Origin of the sequence: Rhodococcus sp. DT1 (assembly GCF_049844875.1) — a bacterium.
Classification (GTDB): Bacteria; Actinomycetota; Actinomycetes; order Mycobacteriales; family Mycobacteriaceae; genus Rhodococcus.
In genome coordinates this window covers 294,535-314,239 of the sequence record NZ_JBNCLW010000002.1, presented here as the reverse complement: position 1 = coordinate 314,239, position 19,705 = coordinate 294,535, and the positions used below count along the sequence as shown (strand labels likewise).

The 19,705-nt window shown below is 67.3% G+C and carries 16 protein-coding genes; 9 read left to right on the top strand and 7 right to left on the bottom strand.

Features of this window, described 5'->3' with window-relative positions:
• The 3 genes from ACLQ3J_RS05675 (at position 1) to ACLQ3J_RS05665 (ending at position 2,136) form a co-directional block, all read left to right on the top strand.
• Positions 1-495, top strand: coding sequence for a flavin reductase family protein (locus ACLQ3J_RS05675; RefSeq protein ID WP_425902458.1), 495 nt, complete (start codon positions 1-3; stop codon positions 493-495).
• Between the two features lie 91 nt (positions 496-586).
• Positions 587-1,576 carry an LLM class flavin-dependent oxidoreductase gene (locus ACLQ3J_RS05670; protein ID WP_425902456.1) on the top strand — a complete coding sequence of 330 codons (990 nt, stop codon included), beginning with the start codon at positions 587-589 and terminating at the stop codon, positions 1,574-1,576.
• Between the two features lie 101 nt (positions 1,577-1,677).
• Positions 1,678-2,136 (top strand): hypothetical protein, encoded by a 459-nt coding sequence (locus ACLQ3J_RS05665; protein WP_169619008.1) that lies wholly within the window; start codon positions 1,678-1,680, stop codon positions 2,134-2,136.
• Positions 2,137-2,247: 111 nt separating this feature from the next.
• Here ACLQ3J_RS05665 and ACLQ3J_RS05660 read toward each other — a convergent pair whose 3' ends face one another.
• From ACLQ3J_RS05660 to dnaK, 4 genes are read right to left on the bottom strand one after another with little or no spacing between them, the layout of a single operon-like run.
• Positions 2,248-2,655: a heat shock protein transcriptional repressor HspR gene (locus ACLQ3J_RS05660; protein ID WP_169619006.1), complete on the bottom strand. Its 408-nt coding sequence runs from the start codon at positions 2,653-2,655 to the stop codon at positions 2,248-2,250.
• Positions 2,655-3,827: a molecular chaperone DnaJ gene (dnaJ, locus tag ACLQ3J_RS05655; protein WP_169619004.1), complete on the bottom strand. Its 1,173-nt coding sequence runs from the start codon at positions 3,825-3,827 to the stop codon at positions 2,655-2,657. Before dnaJ ends, ACLQ3J_RS05660 begins: the two co-directional genes overlap by 1 nt.
• Positions 3,828-3,858: 31 nt before the next feature.
• Positions 3,859-4,530 (bottom strand): nucleotide exchange factor GrpE, encoded by a 672-nt coding sequence (grpE, locus tag ACLQ3J_RS05650; RefSeq protein WP_425902453.1) that lies wholly within the window; start codon positions 4,528-4,530, stop codon positions 3,859-3,861.
• Positions 4,527-6,371: a molecular chaperone DnaK gene (gene dnaK / locus ACLQ3J_RS05645; RefSeq protein WP_169619001.1), complete on the bottom strand. Its 1,845-nt coding sequence runs from the start codon at positions 6,369-6,371 to the stop codon at positions 4,527-4,529. Before dnaK ends, grpE begins: the two co-directional genes overlap by 4 nt.
• 442 nt (positions 6,372-6,813) lie before the next feature.
• Between dnaK and ACLQ3J_RS05640 the strand changes: the two genes are divergently transcribed.
• From ACLQ3J_RS05640 to ACLQ3J_RS05630, 3 genes are all read left to right on the top strand, one after another.
• Positions 6,814-8,370 (top strand): hypothetical protein, encoded by a 1,557-nt coding sequence (locus tag ACLQ3J_RS05640; protein WP_422424006.1) that lies wholly within the window; start codon positions 6,814-6,816, stop codon positions 8,368-8,370.
• A gap of 137 nt (positions 8,371-8,507) precedes the next feature.
• A complete protein-coding gene (locus ACLQ3J_RS05635; RefSeq protein WP_422424005.1) occupies positions 8,508-9,833 on the top strand; it encodes a S1 family peptidase in 1,326 nt (441 codons plus the stop codon).
• Positions 9,834-9,993: 160 nt separating this feature from the next.
• A complete protein-coding gene (locus tag ACLQ3J_RS05630) occupies positions 9,994-11,292 on the top strand; it encodes a S1 family peptidase (RefSeq protein WP_425902450.1) in 1,299 nt (432 codons plus the stop codon).
• Positions 11,293-11,372: 80 nt separating this feature from the next.
• On the opposite strand, the gene ACLQ3J_RS05625 is transcribed toward ACLQ3J_RS05630, so the two are convergent.
• Positions 11,373-12,011, bottom strand: coding sequence for a response regulator (locus ACLQ3J_RS05625; RefSeq protein ID WP_425902449.1), 639 nt, complete (start codon positions 12,009-12,011; stop codon positions 11,373-11,375).
• Entirely contained in the window at positions 12,008-13,198 is a 1,191-nt protein-coding gene (locus ACLQ3J_RS05620; protein ID WP_425902447.1) for a sensor histidine kinase, read from the bottom strand. The genes ACLQ3J_RS05625 and ACLQ3J_RS05620 overlap by 4 nt, the downstream gene beginning before the upstream one ends.
• Positions 13,199-13,371: 173 nt before the next feature.
• Here ACLQ3J_RS05620 and ACLQ3J_RS05615 point away from each other — a divergent pair, with 173 nt between their 5' ends.
• On the top strand, positions 13,372-14,457 hold the full coding sequence (locus ACLQ3J_RS05615; protein ID WP_425902446.1) for an ABC transporter permease: 1,086 nt from the start codon (positions 13,372-13,374) through the stop codon (positions 14,455-14,457).
• Entirely contained in the window at positions 14,454-15,161 is a 708-nt protein-coding gene (locus ACLQ3J_RS05610; protein WP_296550514.1) for an ABC transporter ATP-binding protein, read from the top strand. Before ACLQ3J_RS05615 ends, ACLQ3J_RS05610 begins: the two co-directional genes overlap by 4 nt.
• 56 nt (positions 15,162-15,217) lie before the next feature.
• Here the strand turns inward: ACLQ3J_RS05610 and ACLQ3J_RS05605 are convergent, their stop codons facing one another.
• Entirely contained in the window at positions 15,218-15,913 is a 696-nt protein-coding gene (locus tag ACLQ3J_RS05605) for an ammonium transporter (protein WP_425902444.1), read from the bottom strand.
• 424 nt (positions 15,914-16,337) lie between these two features.
• Between ACLQ3J_RS05605 and ACLQ3J_RS05600 the strand changes: the two genes are divergently transcribed.
• Entirely contained in the window at positions 16,338-19,619 is a 3,282-nt protein-coding gene (locus ACLQ3J_RS05600) for a heterodisulfide reductase-related iron-sulfur binding cluster (protein ID WP_425902443.1), read from the top strand.
• The last annotated feature ends 86 nt before the right edge of the window (positions 19,620-19,705 follow it).

Below are 19,705 nucleotides of genomic sequence, written 5' to 3'. Positions count from 1 at the left end.
ATGACGGCGGAACACACCGTGCTCGACCCGAGGACGATGCGCGACGTGATGGGCAACTTCTGCACGGGAGTCACGGTCATCACCGCGCTCGACGGCGACGCGCCGCTCGGCTTCGCGTGCCAGTCGTTCACCTCGGTGTCGCTGGACCCGCCGCTGGTCTCCTTCTGCCCCGCTCGCACGTCCACGACGTGGCCGCGCATCCGCGAGATCGGCACTCTCGCCATCAACGTCCTCGCGGAGAGCCAGCGCACGTTGTGCGCGGCGTTCGCCGTCAGCGGTGGCAACAAGTTCCGCGGCGTCGACTGGGTGCCCGGCGACAACGGTGCCCCTGCCCTCGACGGCGCGCTCGCCCGCGTGGAGGCGACCGTGGAAACGGAGCACGACGCCGGCGACCATACGATCGTGGTGGCACGCGTCACCGGCCTGACAGCGCTGCCGTCCAACGGCCCGTTGCTGTTCTACCGCGGCACCTATGGGCACTTCGACCGGCTGTGACGGCCGCCTCCCGGAATAGCGGGCGGCTACCCCGGGTTGCACCCAGGGTGTGCCCAGCTGCCGGTGGCGGGCCCCGGACGAAGGATTCTCGGTGACTGTTCCTCTCTCCATCCTCGATTTGGCCCATATCGGCGAGGGTGAAACCGCTCGCGACAGTTTCGACGCCAGCGTGAAGATGGCACAGCTCGCCGAACGGTGGGGGTACCGCCGGATCTGGTACGCCGAGCACCACAACATGCCGACCATCGCGTCGTCTGCGACGAGCGTGCTGATCGCGCACGTCGCGGCACACACGTCGTCGATCCGGCTCGGCGCCGGCGGCATCATGCTCCCGAATCATTCGCCGCTCACGATCGCCGAGCAGTTCGGCACGCTCGCGACGCTGCATCCCGGTCGCATCGATCTGGGGCTGGGCCGGGCACCGGGCAGCGACCAGAAGACGATGCGGGCGTTGCGACGCGACCCGTCGTCGGCCGACAGCTTCCCCCAGGACGTCCTCGAACTCCAGGGGTATCTGAAGGGTGCCTCGCGCATCCCGGGTGTCGACGCGGTTCCGGGTAAGGGCACCGATGTGCCGCTGTACATTCTGGGGTCGTCGCTCTTCGGCGCGAAACTTGCTGCCCTGCTGGGTCTTCCCTACGCGTTCGCGTCGCATTTCGCGCCGCAGGCTCTCGAGGAGGCAGTCACGCTGTACCGCCGCGAGTACCAGCCGTCCGAGCAGCACCCGGAGCCGTACGTCATCGCCGGTGTAGGTGTCATTGCCGCGGATACCGCCGACGAAGCGGCAGCGATGTTCGAAGCCACCAAGCGTTCACGCGTCGTGCAGATGGTCGGGCGAGGGCGCACGTTCACCGAGGAGGAGATCGATCTGCTCCTCGACTCCCCCGCCGGCTACCAGGTCCTCACGATGCTGAAGAACACCGCGGTGGGCACCCCGGCCGAGGTGCGCGACTACCTCGACCGCTTTACCGAGCGCGCGCAGGCCGACGAACTGATCGTCGTGTCGTCGGCTCCCGGACGCGACGCGTGGTTGCGGTCGCTGGAACTCGTCGCCCAGGTCAGCGATCTCGTCCCGGCCTGACAGCAGGTCCCGGACGGCTCTTACCCTTGCTCCGTACTCGTGGGTACACTTTGCCGGCCGTCCCGAACCGGCGGCCTAGACTCGTCGACCGCAGGAGCACCATGAAGTACCGCACCCGCGTATGTGCCGCCGTCGCCCTGACTGCGGCGGCCACCCTCACTGCTCCCGCAGCGGCGAGCAGCGAGACCCTTCCCGCAGACGCGCCGACCATCACGCTGACGGTCACCAACGACACCGACGCGCCCATGGTGCTCGGCGCGGCGACCATTCCCTACGGGCAGTGGGTGAACGAACCGGCGACCATCGTCCCCGCGCACACAACGGAAGTCGTGACTGCGGGAAGTGCCGATCGACGCGGATTCGGCATGCAGGTCACCTACACGATGCCGGGCGAGGCCACCGCCGTGCTCATGGCCAGTAACCACGGCACGGGGATCGCCAATGCCGACGGCACACGGATCGACGGCGCCAACAGGCATGCGTACACCGCTGCCGCGCAGGTCGATGCCGGCTTTCCGTTCATGAACGTCACGTACACGATCGGTCGGGGCAGTTCCTGACACCGCGGTTCCCGACACCGCTGCTACCGGGCGTCGCACGCCCCTGAAAAGCGAAACTGAAAAGCGAAACCCCCGCGCCCTGTCGGACGTGGGGGTTTGTGCTGTTGTGCGTCAGGATTCGCGCGCGTGCCTCGGCTTCCACACGACCAGCGCGTTGGTGCGCGGCACGGGCACCAGATCACGCCGTGCGGAGCGCAACTGCGCGACCTCGGTGGACAGTTCCGCGACCCGCTGCTGCAGTGCCTCGACGTGGTTGGTCAACTCGATGATCCGTTTGATCCCGGCGAGGTTGACACCTTCGTCCTGGGAAAGCCGCTGCACCTCACGGAGCAGTTCGACGTCGCGCGGCGAATAACGCCGTCCGCCACCGCTGGTGCGGTGCGGGGTAACCAGTCCCAGCCGGTCGTAGTTACGCAGTGTCTGAGCGTGCATCCCGGCGAGTTCCGCGGCGACCGAGATGACATAGACACGCGCATCGGGATCCGGCGGGAGATTCCGGGGAGTTCCCGTATCGCTCATCACGCACCTGCCCATCCTTCACGCGGGTCGAATCCGCCGGCCTCTTCGGCACGAAGATAATCGCGCAGCGCTTCCGTCGCCTGTTCGTCGAGCTTCTGCGGGATGGCAACCTTGACGGTCACGAGCAGATCTCCTGCGCCGCCCCCGCGCTTGGGGACGCCGCGGCCCCGCACCCGCAGAACCCGGCCGTCGGCCGTGCCCGCCGGGATCTTGAGACCGACCCGGCCGTCGAGCGTGGGAACCGATACGGTGCTGCCGAGCACGAGTTCGCCGTAGCTGACCGGCAATACAAGTGTCAGGTTGTCGCCGTCCCGTCCGAACACGCGGTCGGGCCGGACGTGCACGACGACGAAGAGGTCGCCCGACGGCGCACCCCGCAGGCCGGCCTCGCCTTGCCCGGCGAGGCGGATGCGGGAACCGTCCTTGATGCCCGGAGGTACGCGCACGGTGATGGTGCGGGTGCGCTCCTGGACGCCGCTGCCGCGGCAGTCACGGCACGGGCTGTCGATGATCGAGCCCGAACCGCGGCATTCGTCGCACGGCTCGGAGAATCCGAAGGCGCCCTGGTTGCGGGAGACGATCCCACTTCCGTTGCACTGCGGGCACACCCGTGGGCTGGTGCCCGGCTCGGCGCCGCTGCCGTGGCAGGTGGTGCACGGCGCGGGACTGGTCAGACGCAACGGAACGGTGACACCTTGCACGGCGTCACGGAAGTCGAGGGTCGTCTCGGTCTCGATGTCGCCGCCGCGGCGTGGCCGCGACCGGTTGGCACCGCCCCCGGGTGTCGCACCGCGGTTGAAGAGGCCACCGAAGAGGTCGCCCAATCCACCGTCGCCGGCCCCGCCGCCCCCGAAGAGGTCGCCGAGATCGAATGTGGTGCTGCCCCCGGAGAATCCGCCTCCGCTGGGCTGGAAGCCGCCGCCGAAACCTCCGGACGCGAACATCCGGCGGGTCTCGTCGTATTCCTTGCGCTTGGCCGGGTCGGACAGCACGGCATTCGCCTCGCTGACCGACTTGAACCGCTCCTCGGCTGCGGCATCGCCGGGGTTGGCATCGGGATGCAGATCCCGAGCCAACTTGCGGTAGGCCTTCTTGATGTCTTCTTGCGAAGCGTCGGACGAGACGCCCAGGTCCTTGTAGAAGTCCTTTTCGATCCACTCCCGCTGGCTCACCGGGCGTCTCCTCCTCTCGCTCTTGTTGTTCTTACTCTGTGCCGACGCTGTCGGACGGCGATTGCTCCGGCGTGTCCGCCGGATCGCCGTCGGTGACAGTCACCATCGCATGCCGCAGAATCCGGTCGCCGACGCGGTAACCCTTGCGCAGGATCGTGCCCAGCACCGGGTTGCTGCCGTCGCCTTCCATCTGGACCGCTTCGTGCAGTTCCGGATCGAACACGTCACCCTCGTCGCCGAAGCCGACGAGGCCGAGTCCGGTCAGAATGCGGGTGAGCTTGTCGCTCACCGCCTTCAGCGGTCCGGATTCGAGGTCGCCGTGGGCACGGGCCCGATCCAGATCGTCGACGACGTCGAGGAACTGCGCCACCACCGAGGCCTTCGCGGACTCGCCGATGGCGGCCTTCTCGCGTTCGGCCCGGCGGCGGTAGTTGGTGTACTCCGCGGAGACGCGCTGCAGATCCGCGGTACGTTCCGCGAGTTCCGCTTCGGTGGAGACGATCTCCTCGACGCGGACCTCCTCGCCGTCCTCGTTCTCGACGACGCCCTCGTTCACGGTGCCCTCGTTTTCTACGGTGCCCTCGGCAGGGGCACCGGTGCCCTCACTCGACTCGGCCGCGTCCCGCACCTCGAAGGTCTCGGGATCGATGCGACGCTTGTCGGTGACGGTCACCGGTTCCTGCTCGGGCTTACCCGACGTCACTTCTTCTCCGAATCGGTCGGCTCGTCGACGACCTCGGCGTCGACGACATCGTCTGCGCCTGCCGCAGCACCGTCGCCGGCAGCTGCGCCGTCGGCTCCGCCCTGCGACTCGTAGATGGCCTGGCCGAGGGCCTGCGACTCGGTCGCGAGCTTCTCGACGGCGGACTTCACCGCGGCGATGTCGCTACCGGCCAGAGCGTCCTTGGCATCCTTGACGGCTGCCTCGACCTTCTCCTTGACGTCGGCCGGCACCTTGTCCTCGTTGTCCTTGATGAACTTCTCGGTCTGGTGCACGAGCGACTCGGCCTGGTTGCGGACCTCGGCCTCTTCGCGACGGGCGCGGTCTTCCTCGGCGTGTGCCTCGGCGTCCTTCACCATCCGGTCGATCTCCTCCTGGGACAGGCCGGAACCTTCCTGGATCTTGATCGTGTTCTCCTTGCCGGTGCCCTTGTCGCGGGCGGTGACGTGCACGATGCCGTTGGCGTCGATGTCGAAGGTGACCTCGATCTGCGGGACGCCGCGCGGAGCCGGGGCAATACCGCCGAGCTCGAACGAGCCGAGCAGCTTGTTGTGCGCCGCGATCTCACGCTCGCCCTGGAAGACCTGGATCTGCACGGACGGCTGGTTGTCGTCGGCCGTGGTGAAGGTCTCCGAACGCTTCGTCGGAATCGTGGTGTTGCGCTCGATGAGCTTGGTCATCACGCCACCCTTGGTCTCGATACCGAGGGACAGCGGGGTGACGTCGAGCAGCAGCACGTCCTTGACCTCGCCCTTGAGGACGCCGGCCTGCAGTGCCGCACCCACGGCAACGACCTCGTCGGGGTTGACGCCCTTGTTGGGCTCCTGACCACCGGTGAGTTCGCGCACGAGATCGGTGACTGCGGGCATACGGGTCGAGCCACCGACGAGGACCACGTGGTCGATGTCGCCGACCGAGATCCCTGCGTCCTTGACGACCTGCTGGAACGGAGCGCGGGTGCGCTCGAGAAGGTCGCCGGTGATCTTCTGGAACTCGGAGCGGGAGAGCTGCTCGTCGAGGAACAGCGGGTTCTTGTCCGCGTCGACCGTGATGTAGGGCAGGTTGATCGACGTGGACTGCGAGCTCGACAGCTCGATCTTCGCCTTCTCCGCAGCCTCACGCAGACGCTGCAGGGCCATCTTGTCCTTGGTCAGGTCGACGCCGTGCTGTGCCTTGAACTTGTCGACGAGCCAGTTGACGATGCGTTCGTCCCAGTCGTCGCCGCCGAGGTGGTTGTCACCGGAGGTCGCGCGGACCTCGACGACACCGTCACCGATTTCGAGGAGCGAGACGTCGAACGTGCCGCCACCGAGGTCGAAGACCAGGATGGTCTGTTCCTTGCTGCCCTTGTCGAGGCCGTATGCGAGAGCCGCGGCGGTGGGCTCGTTGACGATGCGCAGGACGTTGAGGCCGGCGATGGTGCCGGCTTCCTTCGTCGCCTGACGCTGCGCGTCGTTGAAGTAGGCCGGAACGGTGATCACGGCGTCGGTGATGTCCTCGCCCAGGTATGCCTCAGCGTCTCGCTTGAGCTTCATCAGCGTGCGGGCGCTGATCTCCTGGGGGGTGTACTTCTTGCCGTCGATGTCGACGTTCCAGTCGGACCCGATGTGCCGCTTGACGGAACGGATGGTGCGGTCGACGTTGGTGACCGCCTGGTTCTTGGCAGGCTGACCCACCAGAACCTCGCCGTTCTTCGCGAAAGCGACGACGGACGGGGTGGTGCGTGAACCTTCGGAGTTGGCGACCACAACGGGCTCGCCGCCCTCCAGAACGGAAACGACCGAGTTGGTGGTTCCGAGGTCGATACCGACCGCACGAGCCATGATTTCCTCCAAAATGTTTCACCGCGACGCGAGTCGCACCGCGGAACGTTCAGTTCCCCAACCTGAGCCTGTTCGACTCAACTTGGCTTCGCCAAGTCGAGACTGCACCCCTTCGGACGCTCCAGTCAAGTGGAGTTGAGCCTTGGTAGCTCAAGTTGTCTGATACCTGCAACCGAAGATCTGGCCGGATCGTTCCCGGATGTGACGGTCTTCACATTCTCCCGGTGGGGATCGAGGCGGCGCCGCGCTCCGTCCGCCCGGGCCGAATGCTCCCGTGAAGCGGCCGCCCGACGGGTCCACCTGGTGGTTTCGAGATTCACCTATCGTTATGTCCGCATACGCCTGTACATTTCCGCGGAGACAGTGCAGCATCACGTCGCCCGGATCCGGTGCGGCCGGTCCCCGTTGCACGAGCTCCGACCAGATTTGGGGGAATTCCGGCATGTCCGTAGGCGTAGGCCTGAGGGTGGGCAACTCCGTGTCGTCGGTTGCGGTCACCTCGTCGTCGCCCGGACGACCCGACCCGTCACCCATCGAACGGCGCACAGCAGTACACCTGCACTCCGATGGCACCGCGACGCTCGGCGACCACGACTTCTTCGACGGAACCACCAGTTCGTTCACCGAGTTCGTCAGCAGCATCGGCCGATCCGGCGGCGTCCGCGCCAACGACGGCTCCCTCTCCCGCGCCGAAGACCTCGTGGCAACGGCCATGGAATGCCTCCTCGCCGACGCGGCCCGCCTCATCGGCGACCAGCCCTACACCGCGGTCGCGACCCATCCCACCGAGTGGCCGCCGTCGACCGTCGCCGTCCTGCGCAACGCACTCGACTACGTGGGATTGCGGTACGTGTCGCTCATCTCGGACGCCGAGGCAGCCGCCGCGTGGTACGAGTCGCAGGTCGCCCACCAGACCGGCCGGCTCATCGCCGTTCACCACATCGATCCGCTGGGCTCGACGGTCACCCTGGTCCGCTCCGGTGTCGCGGCAGGTAAGTCGTTCCGCTTTGCCGAAGAGGACGCGCCGTCCGTGACAGCGCAGCTGTCCGCCGCCCTCGGGGCGTTCGGATGGCTCGTCAGCAATCTCGACGCCATCGTCGTCACCGTCGACGAAGCCATCGATCCCACCGCGGCCCAGCTGGTTGCCCAGTCCTTCAAGACCGGCCTGGGAGTGCGGAGCGCACTCGCACCCGAGCCTCACCAGACGATGGTGCGCGGCGCGGCGCTCGCTGCCGCCGCGGGGTCGGTGGATCTGCTGGGCTCCACCCAGATTCTTCCCGTCGCGCGTCTCACCGGGCCCAAGCGCAGCGAACTCGACACCGAGACCACCACCGTCATCGCCAAGATCACGGCCACTCCGCCTCCTCCCGAGACGACCGGAACGGTCAGGGCCAGCTCGCCGGCGCCGGAACCGGCAGACGAGTCCGAGACCAAGCGCCGGTCCTCACTGTTCACCGTCGGCGCTGCGGCAGCGGCGATCGCTCTGCTCGTCGGTGTGGGCGCGTGGGTGTTCACGATGCGCGACTCCTCGACGGCGACCGCCAATACATCACCAATGGAGACGACGGTCGCGCCGTTCGGCGACACCACGCGGACACCGTCCCCCACGAAACCGCCTGGCGGTACCCCGACGACAACCACGGCAGAGTCGTCCACGGAGTCCGACACCTCCGCGGCGGTCGCTCCCGCGGTCGCGCCGGCAGGCGGCGCACCGGCCTGGACCGATCCGAGCACCACCGGCGACGCAGCGACCTCGTCGTCGAATACCGGGTCGTCGAGCGCGGGGCCGTCGAGCAACACGACGACGAGCACGGGATGGTCGCGCCGTAATCCGCCGTCGAGCGGAGGCGGAGGCGGCAACGACTCGGGTGAGACACCCCCGATTGTCGAGCCCTCGACGCAGCCCACCGAGACCACGCCCACCGAGACCGAAACGCCCGAACCGGGGACGGACCCCGGCCCTCCTACCACGGAGGAAAGCGGCTCTTCCGGCGGCTGATTCCGCACGTGATCTAGGGCACATTTTTTGCACTGACGTTTGTGCCGTAGGCTGTCCCGCGGGTCGGTACCGCAAGTACCGCGCTCGTGTACATAATTGCAGTTCAGACCGCTGATCCACCATGTAGAAGGGCCCTCATGCGTCTCTTGCCGGCGTCGCGCGCCGCTCGTTCCACCGCCCGCCGTGTCGCCGTCGCAGCGGCGTCGGCCGTGTTGCTGGTGGGACCGCTGACCACCGCCGCCCACGCGAGCCCGGCAGAGCAGCTCCCGGTTCCCGATCTGCCCACCGAACTGGTGGATGCGATCACCCGGGATCTGGGCATCTCACCGGAGGAATACCTCGATCGCGCCGCCCGCGCGCAGGCACTGGGCGACTACGCCCGTTCGTTCCGGGCCGAGAGCCCGGACGACTACGCGGGTGCGTGGCTCGGCGAAGACGGACAGCCCGTCGTCGCGGTGACGAATCGGGATGCAGCAGAGAAGGCACAGAAGGACGGCTACCGTGCCACGGTCGCCCCTCTGTCCGCCGACGGCCTCGAGCAGGCCCTCGCGGAGCTGAACCGGTGGGTCTCGGCACTTCCGCGCGAGGTGTCGTCCCAGGTGAATTCGACGTCCATCGACGTCCTCAACAACCAGCTCGTGGTCGACATCGTGAACTCGCCGGTCGGACGCGCCCTGAATCTCCCGTCGCTCATCGCGAACGTGCAGGTACAGCTGAGCCCCGGCCTTCCCCCCAACGATCCGGCTCCGCTCGGAGGCGACACCTACCTCACCGCCGACGGCGACGTGCGGACCACGCCGCTCGAGCGGATCGGTATCTGCTCGTTCGGATTCAGCGGTGTCGACGCGAACGGCGACCCGGTCAACCTCACCGCCGGCCACTGCGACGCCGTCGCCCGTGAGCAGGGTGGCTCCACGGTCTACCTGCCCAACCGGGAAGACATCGACGCCAGCACCAAGATCGGCACGTTCACCCAGTCCACGGTGGGCACGGACAGCACGCTCGACTACGGGGTCATCTCCCTCGACGAAGCCGGCGTCGCCGCGGGTCTGAACCGCCCGGTCGTGCGCGGTGGCAACGGCTCCACGCTGACCATCACCGGCACCGCAGTTCCGGTCGTCGGCGCGCCCGTCTGCAAGTCGGGGCAGTCCTCCTCGTTCACCTGCGGTGTCGTCGCCGCCGAGCGTGTCGAGACCCAGCTCGTGTACAACTCCGGGTTCTCCAGCACCATCCGGGGCTTCGCCACGACGGCGTGCACCTTGTCCGGCGACAGCGGCGGATCCATCGTCACGGGCACGCTCGCCCTGGGCGTGATCAGCGGCTCCAACAGCGCGGGCGCACCGAACTGCGTCGAAGCGAACCTCGTCCTCGCGCCCAACGGAGGCACCTCCAGCCTGGGTATTTCCATCCGCGACATCGAGAACGCCACCGGCAGCACGGTGCGCACGATCAACGCTGCGTAGCCTCACCGGGGCTGTTCACAGGAGCAACACCCGACACACCGGTCACTCACAACCCGCTGTGAGTCACACCTGTTACCCCTTAGGATCGACCAATGCCGGTCCTCACGGGTCAGCTACCTTTGCGCGCTCGAGCCGCGGAGGGACAACGAGAAAGGTTTTCATGCGCCGCTCCTTCGCACGTCAGGCAGCCGTCATCGGCTCAGCCGCCGTGTTGCTCCTCGGCACCGCAGCCACCGTCGCTCAGGCCGAGCCTGCGCCGGCCCCGACGACCGCACTGCCGGCCGAACTGGTGGAAGCGTTGCAGCGAGACCTCCAGATCAGTCCCGACCGTTTCCTCAACGACGCAGAGCGCAGCCAGGAACTGGCCCGCTTCGCCGACAAGGCGCGCGAGCAGTTCGAGAGCGTGTTCGCCGGTGTCTGGCTCGACGAGCAGGGCACGCCCATCGTCGGCCTCGCCGACGGTGAGCAGTTCGACGATGCCCGCACGGCCGCCGAGGACTCCGGTTTCGTCGTCGAGAAGACGGAGAACAGCGAGAACGCCCTCGAAGCCCGGTTGGACGAGCTCAACGACTGGCTCGACACTCAGCCGCCCGCGATCGCCGACGTCATTCGCGGCATTGCGATCGACGTGGTGAACAACGACCTCGTGGTGCGCGCCGAGAACGTCGCCGGACTCGAACTGCCGCCGTTCCTCGACGGCGTTCGTGTTCTCTTCGCGCCGACCGAGTTGACGCCGGAGTCCACTCCGGAGTTCGAGTTCACCGCGGGCATCGCGGCGCCCGACGCCCTGCTCGGCGGAGACGCCTACGCGGCGCTCGGTGCCGGCGCAGGCCTTCGCTGCTCCCTCGGGTTCAACGCCGAGGACGGTTCGGGCGGCCCCGTCAACATCACGGCCGGTCATTGCGATCCGAACCGTTCACAGGCCGGAACGCGATGGGCGTCCGAGGTGTACCAGCTTCTGGGCGACACGCTCGGCCAGCGTCTCGGAACGTTCGAGAAGACCAGCCTCGACAACAACGACTACGGCATCATCCGGCCGGCAGCCGATGCCGCAGGCAGGTTCGAGAACAACGGCGTGCGTGTTCCCAACGCGGCACCCCTGCCGATCACCGGCACCGCCGATCCGATCGTCGGAACGCCCGTGTGCAAGTCGGGCCTGCGGACCGGCTACAGCTGCGGTGTCGTGACGTCGGCGCAGCAGAACGTCGCGATCGGCGAGCGCGTGCTCAGCAACGGTTTCTCCACGAACCTGTGCGCACTGCAGGGTGACAGCGGCGGAACGCTCGTCACGGGCACCCTGGCACTCGGCATCTCCAGCGCCTCGAACGTGGGCCAGTACGGCCTGTGCGAGGTGGCCGGATTCGTCAGCAGCCTCCTGGGCGAGACCCCCGAGTTGTTCGCGACACCGATCAACGCAGTTCTGGCCGAGAACCCGGGCCTGAAGGTCCGCACCTGGTAAACACTCGATCTCGACAAGAGGCCCTCCTTCCGTTCGGAAGGAGGGCCTCTTGTCTGTACCTGGCGTCATCGGCTCCGCGGTCAACGCCGGATGTATCCGAGTTCGGTAGCCGACGCCACCGCAGCCGTGCGCGAATCGACCCCGAGCTTGCTATAGATACGTGCGAGATGTGATTTCACCGTGCCCTCGGTGAGGTGCAGTCGCTGCGCGATGCGGTGGTTCGACAGCCCCTCCGCGACCAGCCCGAGAACCTCGACCTCCCGGCCGGTCAACGACGTGCCCGGGGCGCGAAGACGGTGGACGAGCCGATCGGCCACTGCCGGAGCGAGAGTCGTGCGACCGGACGCCGCGGTACGGATCGCGGCCGCCAACTCCTCCGGAGGCGCGTCCTTGAGCAGATAGCCGGTGGCACCGGCCTCGATCGCCGGCAGTGTGTCGGCGTCGGTGCCATAAGTGGTGACGATGACGACGTGCGGAGCTCCGGGACGCGACGTGATGGCGGCCGTCGCGGCAGCACCAGACATCCGTCCACGCCCGAACTGCAGATCCATCACGACCACGTCGACGTCGGAGCTGGTCGCCCGGGCCACCGCGTCCTCGGCAGTCGCCGCCTCGGCGACGACCTCGATTCCCGGCTCCGTCTCGAGGACTGCACGCAAACCCGCCCGGACGACCGGATGATCGTCGGCGAGCAGTACGCGGATCGGGCCGGCGCTCACAGATGCCTCTCGGAAGACGATTCGGAGGGAAGCGGAAGAACAGCGGTGATCGAGGTCCCCTCGCCGTCGACGGATCGCACGGTGAACGTACCTCCCAGATCGTCCACGCGGGCGCGCATCGCCTCCAGCCCGAAACCGCTCCCGGGCGCAGGTTCGGACACCGACCGCTGATCGAAGCCCACTCCGTCGTCGGTGATGTCCACCGATACGCGGTCGTCCCCGAAGCCGAGGGTCACATCGACACCGGTTGCCCCGGAGTGACGGGTGGTGTTCGCGAGCGCCGATTGAGCCACCCGGAGCAACGCGACTTCGTACTCGGGCGGGAGGCCGACCGGAGCACCGCGGAGGTGAAATCGGGCGTCGATGTGATGCCGGTCGGTCGTTGTCGCGCACAGTCGCTCCAGCGCGCCCGCCGGCGTGGTGCCGTCCAGAGCCGGAGGAGAGAGCGCCGCCACGAAACGTCGCGCTTCTCCGAGGTTGTCCACAGCCACCGAACGCGCGCGGCCGATATAGCCGGAAGCGATGTCCACCCGTTCGGGCAGAGCCCGCTCGGCTGCACGCAGCAGAAGCTGGATACTCGACAGCCCCTGTGCCAGGGTGTCGTGGATCTCGCGTGCGAGTCGTTCACGTTCTTCGAGAACCCCGGCACTGTGCTGGGCGGCCGCGAGATCCGCACGTGTGGCGGTGAGTTCGTCGATGAGCATCCGGCGTTGCTCGCTTTCCCGGTACAACGCCTGGTAGCTCCACACCACTGCCACCGCCACCGCGGCACCCAGCGAGGGCCCGATGGCGGTGGCCGGGCTGAAGGCACCCTGGTGGATCGAGAAGCCGACGACCGCCGCCGCGGTGGTGAGCAGTACCGCAACGAGCCCGCTGCGCCGGGGCAGCAGGTGCAGCTGTACGAAATAGAGAGGGAACGCCAGCCAGACTGCCTCCGGCGAGAGCGTCAGAAGCACCAGCCACACCGCCCCCACCGCGGAGAGCCATAAGACGGCTCCGGCGTAGGACCGGCCGACGGCGGGCAGCAGGGGTCCGAGACCGTAGGTCACCGCTGCCATCGCCGCCACGGCGGCAACGAGTCCCGCGTCGGGTGCCGAATCCGCGAATGCCCGAACTACGGCGAGTACGAGCAACCCGGCAACGAGCAGATGAAGGCACCACGCCAGGAGCCGGACTGTAGGGGTCAACGTATTCACTGTCAGTCGAGCGTACGGGCGCGCAGCGGGCTGCACATCCATCGAAAGATACAACCGGGCGCGCCTCCTTCGGCCTGCGAAGTCCCCTCTCCTGCCGGATGTCCTTCCGCTCCCACGCGGCAAGAGTGGAGGGCACACCGTTCCCCCGAGAAAGCAGCCGCACCGTGTTCGTTGCCTGGAGAGACCTGAGATTCGCCAAGGGCCGATTCGCCCTGATGGGATCCGTCGTCGTACTGATCACTCTGCTGGTCGGATTGCTGTCCGGCCTCACCGCCGGTCTCGGCCGACAGAACACCGGCGCGATCACGGCCCTGCCCGCCGACCACATCGCCTTCGATACCCCCGCGAACGGACAGGACTTGTCGTATGCGGAGTCGGTCGTCACCGAAAGCCAGTGGCGGCGAGTGGCCACCACCGAAGGCGTGAGCAGCGCCGAGCCGGTAGGAATCTCCACGGCCAAGGCGGTGGCCGGGGAATCGGGCCTCACCGTGTCCGCATTCGGTGTCCGGCCCGGTTCGCCCCTCGTTCCGGGCGGCGCCGCCGACGGCGAGGACACCGCGGTGTTGACCACTCCGGTCGCCGAGAGCCTCGGCGTGGGGCCGGGCGACGCGATCACCGTGGCCGGACGCGATCTGAAGGTCGGTGCGGTGCACGGCGAAGAATCCTTCGGTCACCTTCCGGTGATCTGGATCGACCTGGGCACGTGGAGACACATCGCACCCCCCGGTGGCACCGGCACGGAGCAGACCGCCACGTTCGTCGCGCTCCGCACCACTGCTGACTTCGACGCCACCGCCACCGACCGTCTCGCGGGAACGACGACGGTCTCGAAGAGCGCATCGCTGTCCGCTATCGGTTCCTACGCGTCGGAGAACGGCTCGCTCCAGTTGATGCGAGGATTCCTCTTCGCCATCTCCGCGCTCGTCATCGGCGCCTTCTTCACCGTCTGGACGATCCAGCGAAGCGGCGACATCGCCGTGCTCGAAGCCCTGGGTGCCTCCACCGGCCGGCTCGTCCGAGATGCCCTTGGGCAAGCCCTCGTCGTGCTCACCGCTGGTACCGCCCTCGGCACTGCGCTGGCGGCCGCTGCCGGTGCGGCGCTCTCCGGGTCAGTTCCGTTCGCACTGACGCCGGCCACCCTCCTGGTACCGGCGGCGGTGATGATCGCCCTCGGCTCCCTCGGCGCAGCGATCGCTGTTCGCCGCATCACCTCCGTCGACCCCCTCACCGCTCTGGGAAGTGCCCGATGAGTCTGATCCTGACCGATATCTCCCTCACCTACGCCGACGGCGACGACCGTGTGCTCGCCCTCGACGACGTCACACTCGACGTGCCTGCCGGAAGCGTCACCGCAGTGGTCGGACCGTCCGGTTCCGGTAAGTCCAGCCTGCTCGCGGTGGCCGCCACCCTCATCGCTCCCGATTCCGGGTCGGTCGTGATCGACGGCATCGACACCTCCGGCCTGCCCCGCGCCCGGCTCGCGGAACTGCGTCGGCGCACGATCGGGATCGTCTTCCAGCAGTCGAACCTCGTACCCTCCCTCACCGCCCTCGAGCAGCTGCAGATGATGGCATGGATAGACGGGCGTTCGACCCGCGAGGCTGTGCCCCGCGCGATGGCCCTGCTCGACGCCGTCGGCATGGCGGATCACGCCGACCGCAGACCGCACGCGTTGTCGGGCGGCCAGCGCCAGCGGGTCAACATCGCGCGTGCCCTGATGAACGACCCGACCGTGCTTCTGGTCGACGAACCGACCAGCGCCCTCGATCAGGAGCGTGGCGAGGAAATTGTCGACTTGATCACCCGTCTGTCACGTGAAAGGCACACCGCCACAATTCTGGTCACGCACGACCGCTCCCTCCTCGCCGCCGCAGACCGAGTCGCCGAAGTCCACGACGGGCGGCTGTCGACCGTCCCCCCGCCGCCACTTCTCACGCAGTCTCTCCGGCAATGACAGAAAACGGCCCCGTCACCGGTGAGGTGACGGGGCCGTTGCCTGCGTGCAGAGTGCTACTTCGCCCACTGGCTAGTGCCGGGAGCCGCCAGAAGCGTCTCGACGACTCCGATACCGGCGATGACTGCCGTCGGACCGCCTGCGACGAAGGCTCCGATAGTGCCGCCGACGCCTGCGCCGCCCGCGCACCCGAGGATGGTGCCGGCACCCGGAATGATGCTCCCGGGGATAGCTCCGACAACACACCCGATGATGGCGCCTGCGACGGTGCCGATCGCGGTTGCCATGCCCAGCTGCGACACGAAGTTCTGCTGGGCCTTGAGGTTCTCGTCGGGCGACGCAACGTCCGACAGCTTCAGGCCGACAGGCGTGATCCCCATCGCGACCTTGTCTTCGGGCTCGACCGGCGTCGCCTTCGACGGGTCGATGACCGGAGTGAGGGTCAGCGTCTTGCCGTCTTCGCTGATTTCACGCTCGAACGGAAGCTGGAGATCGCCCAGCTGGACGGCGAGAGGCAGGCTGATGACGGCGTTACCGTCGTTGTCCTGCAGTTCGACCTGCGTGCCGTCACCGGAGATGGCGAACGAGCCCGCGTCGATCACGGTCACGACCGAGTCGCCCTCGGGCCGGACCTCGTAGTTGATCTTGTCTTCGGCCGACGGGGCGGCCGGAGCTGCGTAGGAAGTGCCGGCCGTGATCCCCATAGCGGCGGCTGTCATCGTCGCGACGATGGCAAGCTTCTTGAGCTTCATGTGATTCCGTTCTGTGACATGGCGCACGCCCGAGGGACGCCCCCATTTTCCCTGTTCGCGTGGCACATCCAGACCCCCCGACGATGAACCCACTGCCCGGATGCCACGTCCGGGGCGAATCATAACCGACGTCACACCTCATTTGTTATATGAGTTGTTTCGCCGCTACCGCGCTCGGAGTCGGGGTTGCCCCGAAGGCTGCCGCGACAGAATGACGCGCAGTTAGGGGAGCCTGGCTAGAAGAGGTGGAAGGTTTGACCACTAACGTGGCCGGGCACACACATCCCCGCTGCACGAACGTTGTTACCGGCTAGTAACCTGTCCCTGTTCTCCACCAAGTTACCGGCCAGTAACTTAACCTGCGTTACGATGCGGTGGCTTATACCAGGCGGCCCGGTGCTGCCCCCGACACGAAAGGCCACGTATGAATGCCCTGACGATCACGTTGGGCACGATCGGCGTGCTGCTCAGCCTCGTGTGTTGGTTCGCGTTCATCAGCGGCGCGTGGACGATGGTCAAGACCATCCGGGTCGGCCAACCGGCCCCGGACCGATGGCGGCCGTTCTTCCCGCGCTTCAAGCAGATGCTCGTCGAGTTCATCGCGCACACGAAGATGACCAAGTTCCGTACCGTCGGCTGGGCGCACTGGCTGGTCATGGTCGGCTTCCTGCTCGGTGCCATCGTCTGGTTCGAGGCCTACGGCCAGACGTTCGACCCGAACTTCCACTGGCCCATCATCGGCGACACGGCCGTCTACCACTTCATCGACGAGATTCTGGGCATCGGCACGGTGATCGGCATCCTGACGCTGATCACCATCCGCCAGCTCAATCACCCGCGTCAGCCCGGCCGGTTGTCGCGCTTCAGCGGCTCCAATTTCAAGGCCGCCTACTTCGTCGAGGCCGTCGTCCTCCTCGAGGGTCTCGGCATGATCATGGTGAAGGCCGGCAAGATCGCCACCTACGGCGGTGGCCATATGAGCACCGACTTCTTCACGATGCAGGTCGCGCGGATCCTTCCCGAGAGCCCCGAACTGGTCTCGGTCTTCGCATTCGTCAAGCTGATGTCCGGCATGGTGTGGCTCTACATCGTCGGCCGCAACATCACGTGGGGTGTCGCATGGCACCGCTTCTCGGCCTTCTTCAACATCTACTTCAAGCGTGAAGACGACGGCGGCGTCGCCCTCGGTGCCGCGAAGCCGATGATGTCGGGTGGCAAGCCTATCGACATGGAGGAAGCAGACCCGGACAAGGACACCTTCGGTGCCGGACGGATCGAGGACTTCACATGGAAGGGCTGGCTCGACTTCACCACGTGCACCGAGTGCGGTCGCTGCCAATCGCAGTGCCCCGCCTGGAACACCGGTAAGCCGCTGTCGCCGAAGCTTCTGATCACGTCGCTGCGCGACCACGGCAACGCCAAGGCGCCGTACCTGCTGGCCGGTGGCCGCAAGGACATCGGCGGCGACGAGGTCGGGCTCGTGGACGCCGAGGGCAACGCCGACGAAGCTGCGCTCGCCAAGATTCCGGCGGGGGCACGCACGGAAGCGGAGCGCAAGCTCGTCGGTGACACCGAGGCGATGGTCGAGGCGGGCGAACTCGCGCCGATCATCGACACCGAAACGCTGTGGAGCTGCACCAACTGTGGTGCGTGCGTGGAGCAGTGCCCCGTGGACATCGAGCACGTCGACCACATCATCGACATGCGCCGCTACCAGGTACTCATCGAGTCGGACTTCCCGTCCGAACTCGCGGGTCTGTTCAAGAACCTCGAGAACAAGGGCAACCCCTGGGGCCAGAACGCCAAGGACCGTCTCAACTGGATCAACGAGATGGAGTTCGACATCCCGGTCTTCGGCCAGGATGCGGACAGCTTCGAGGGCTACGACTACCTGTTCTGGGTCGGTTGCGCCGGTGCCTACGAAGACCGCGCGAAGAAGACCACGAAGGCTGTCGCCGAGTTGCTCGCGACCGCCGGCGTGAAGTTCATGGTGCTCGGTGCCGACGAGACCTGCAGCGGTGACTCCGCTCGTCGCGCGGGCAACGAGTTCCTGTTCCAGCAGTTGGCGCAGCAGAACATCGAGACCCTCAACGGGGTGTTCGACGGCGTCGAGCAGAGCAAGCGCAAGATCGTCGTCACCTGTGCGCACTGCTTCAACACTCTGAACAACGAGTACCCGCAGGTCGGCGGCTCCTACGAGGTGGTTCACCACACGCAGCTGCTCAACCGGCTGGTCCGTGCGAAGAAGCTCGTGCAGGTGGCGCCCGTCGGCCAGGACGTCACGTACCACGATCCGTGCTTCCTCGGCCGGCACAACAAGGTGTACAACGCCCCGCGTGAGCTGATGGAAGCCTCGGGCGCGAAGCTCGTCGAGATGCCGCGTCACGGCGAACGCTCGATGTGCTGTGGTGCCGGTGGCGCCCGCATGTGGATGGAAGAGCGCATCGGTAAGCGCATCAACATCGATCGCGTCGACGAGGCGCTCACGACCAACCCCTCGAAGATCGCGACGGGCTGCCCGTTCTGCCGCGTCATGCTCACGGACGGCGTCACCGCCCGTCAGGAGCAGGGTCTGGGCGAAGGCGTCGAGGTCATCGACGTCGCGCAGCTCATGCTCGAGTCGATCTCCCGCGTCGAGGCGGCGAAGCTCAGCGACAACCTCAGGGTCGTCCAGGAGCCGAAGTCCGAGCTCGAGGTCGAGGAGACCGCCGAGGCTGTCGAGGAAGGGCGTGTGGAGGCCGTCGAGGCCGCTGCAGCTACTCCTGCCGCTCCGAAGACCACCGGCGTACCCAAGGCCGGCGGACTGCAGATGAAGGGCGGTCTCAAGGGACCGGGTGCCAAGAAGACAGCGGCTCCGGCCGCAGAGGCCCCTGCGGCCGAGGCACCGGCTCCGGAAGCATCCGCAGCGCCGAAGGCCAAGCCGGGCGGACTGCAGATGAAGGGCGGCCTCAAGGGACCGGGCGCCAAGAAGACAGCGGCACCCGCAGCCTCCGCGAAGACCGACGCCCCGGCAGCGGATGCTCCCGCGGCCGAGGCATCACCCACGGATACCGCCGCGGTCCCGAAGGCGAAGCCGGGCGGACTGCAGATGAAGGGCGGTCTCAAGGGACCGGGCGCCAAGAAGGCAGCAGCACCGGCCGCACCCAAGGCCGACGCTGCACCGGCGGCCCCCGCCGCGGAGGCCGCAGACGCACCGGCAGCAGCAGACGCACCGGCAGCGGCCACTGCGGCTCCCAAGGCCAAGCCGGGCGGACTGCAGATGAAGGGCGGCCTCAAGGCTCCCGGAGCCAAGAAAGCAGCAGCACCGGCCGCACCCGAGGCCGACGCTGCACCGGAGGCCCCCGCAGCCGAAACACCCGCAACCGAGACGCCCGCGGCTCCCGCAGCCGAGGAGCCGAAGGCTGCGGCAATCCCGAAGGCGAAGCCGGGCGGATTGCAGCTCAAGAGCGGCCTGAAGGGACCGGGAGCAAAGAAGGCGGCACCGGCACCCGAGACCGCTCCTGAGCCGGCTGCGGAATCTGCTCCCGAGCCGACTGCCGACTCCGAGCCGGAGACGACCGAGCCGGTGACGGAGTCGGCGGCTACGGAGTCTGAGACGACGCCCGAGGCGCCGAAGGCACCCGCTGCCGACGCACCGGCCCCGCCGAAGGCGAAGCCGGGCGGACTGCAGATCAAGGGCGGGATCAAGCCCCCCGGTCGCAGGTAAGCAGTCCTGAAGTAAACGCTCGCGGCCCTGGTGGACACACCACCAGGGCCGCGAGCTTTTTCTGTAGGTGCGGGTTCAGCCGGTCT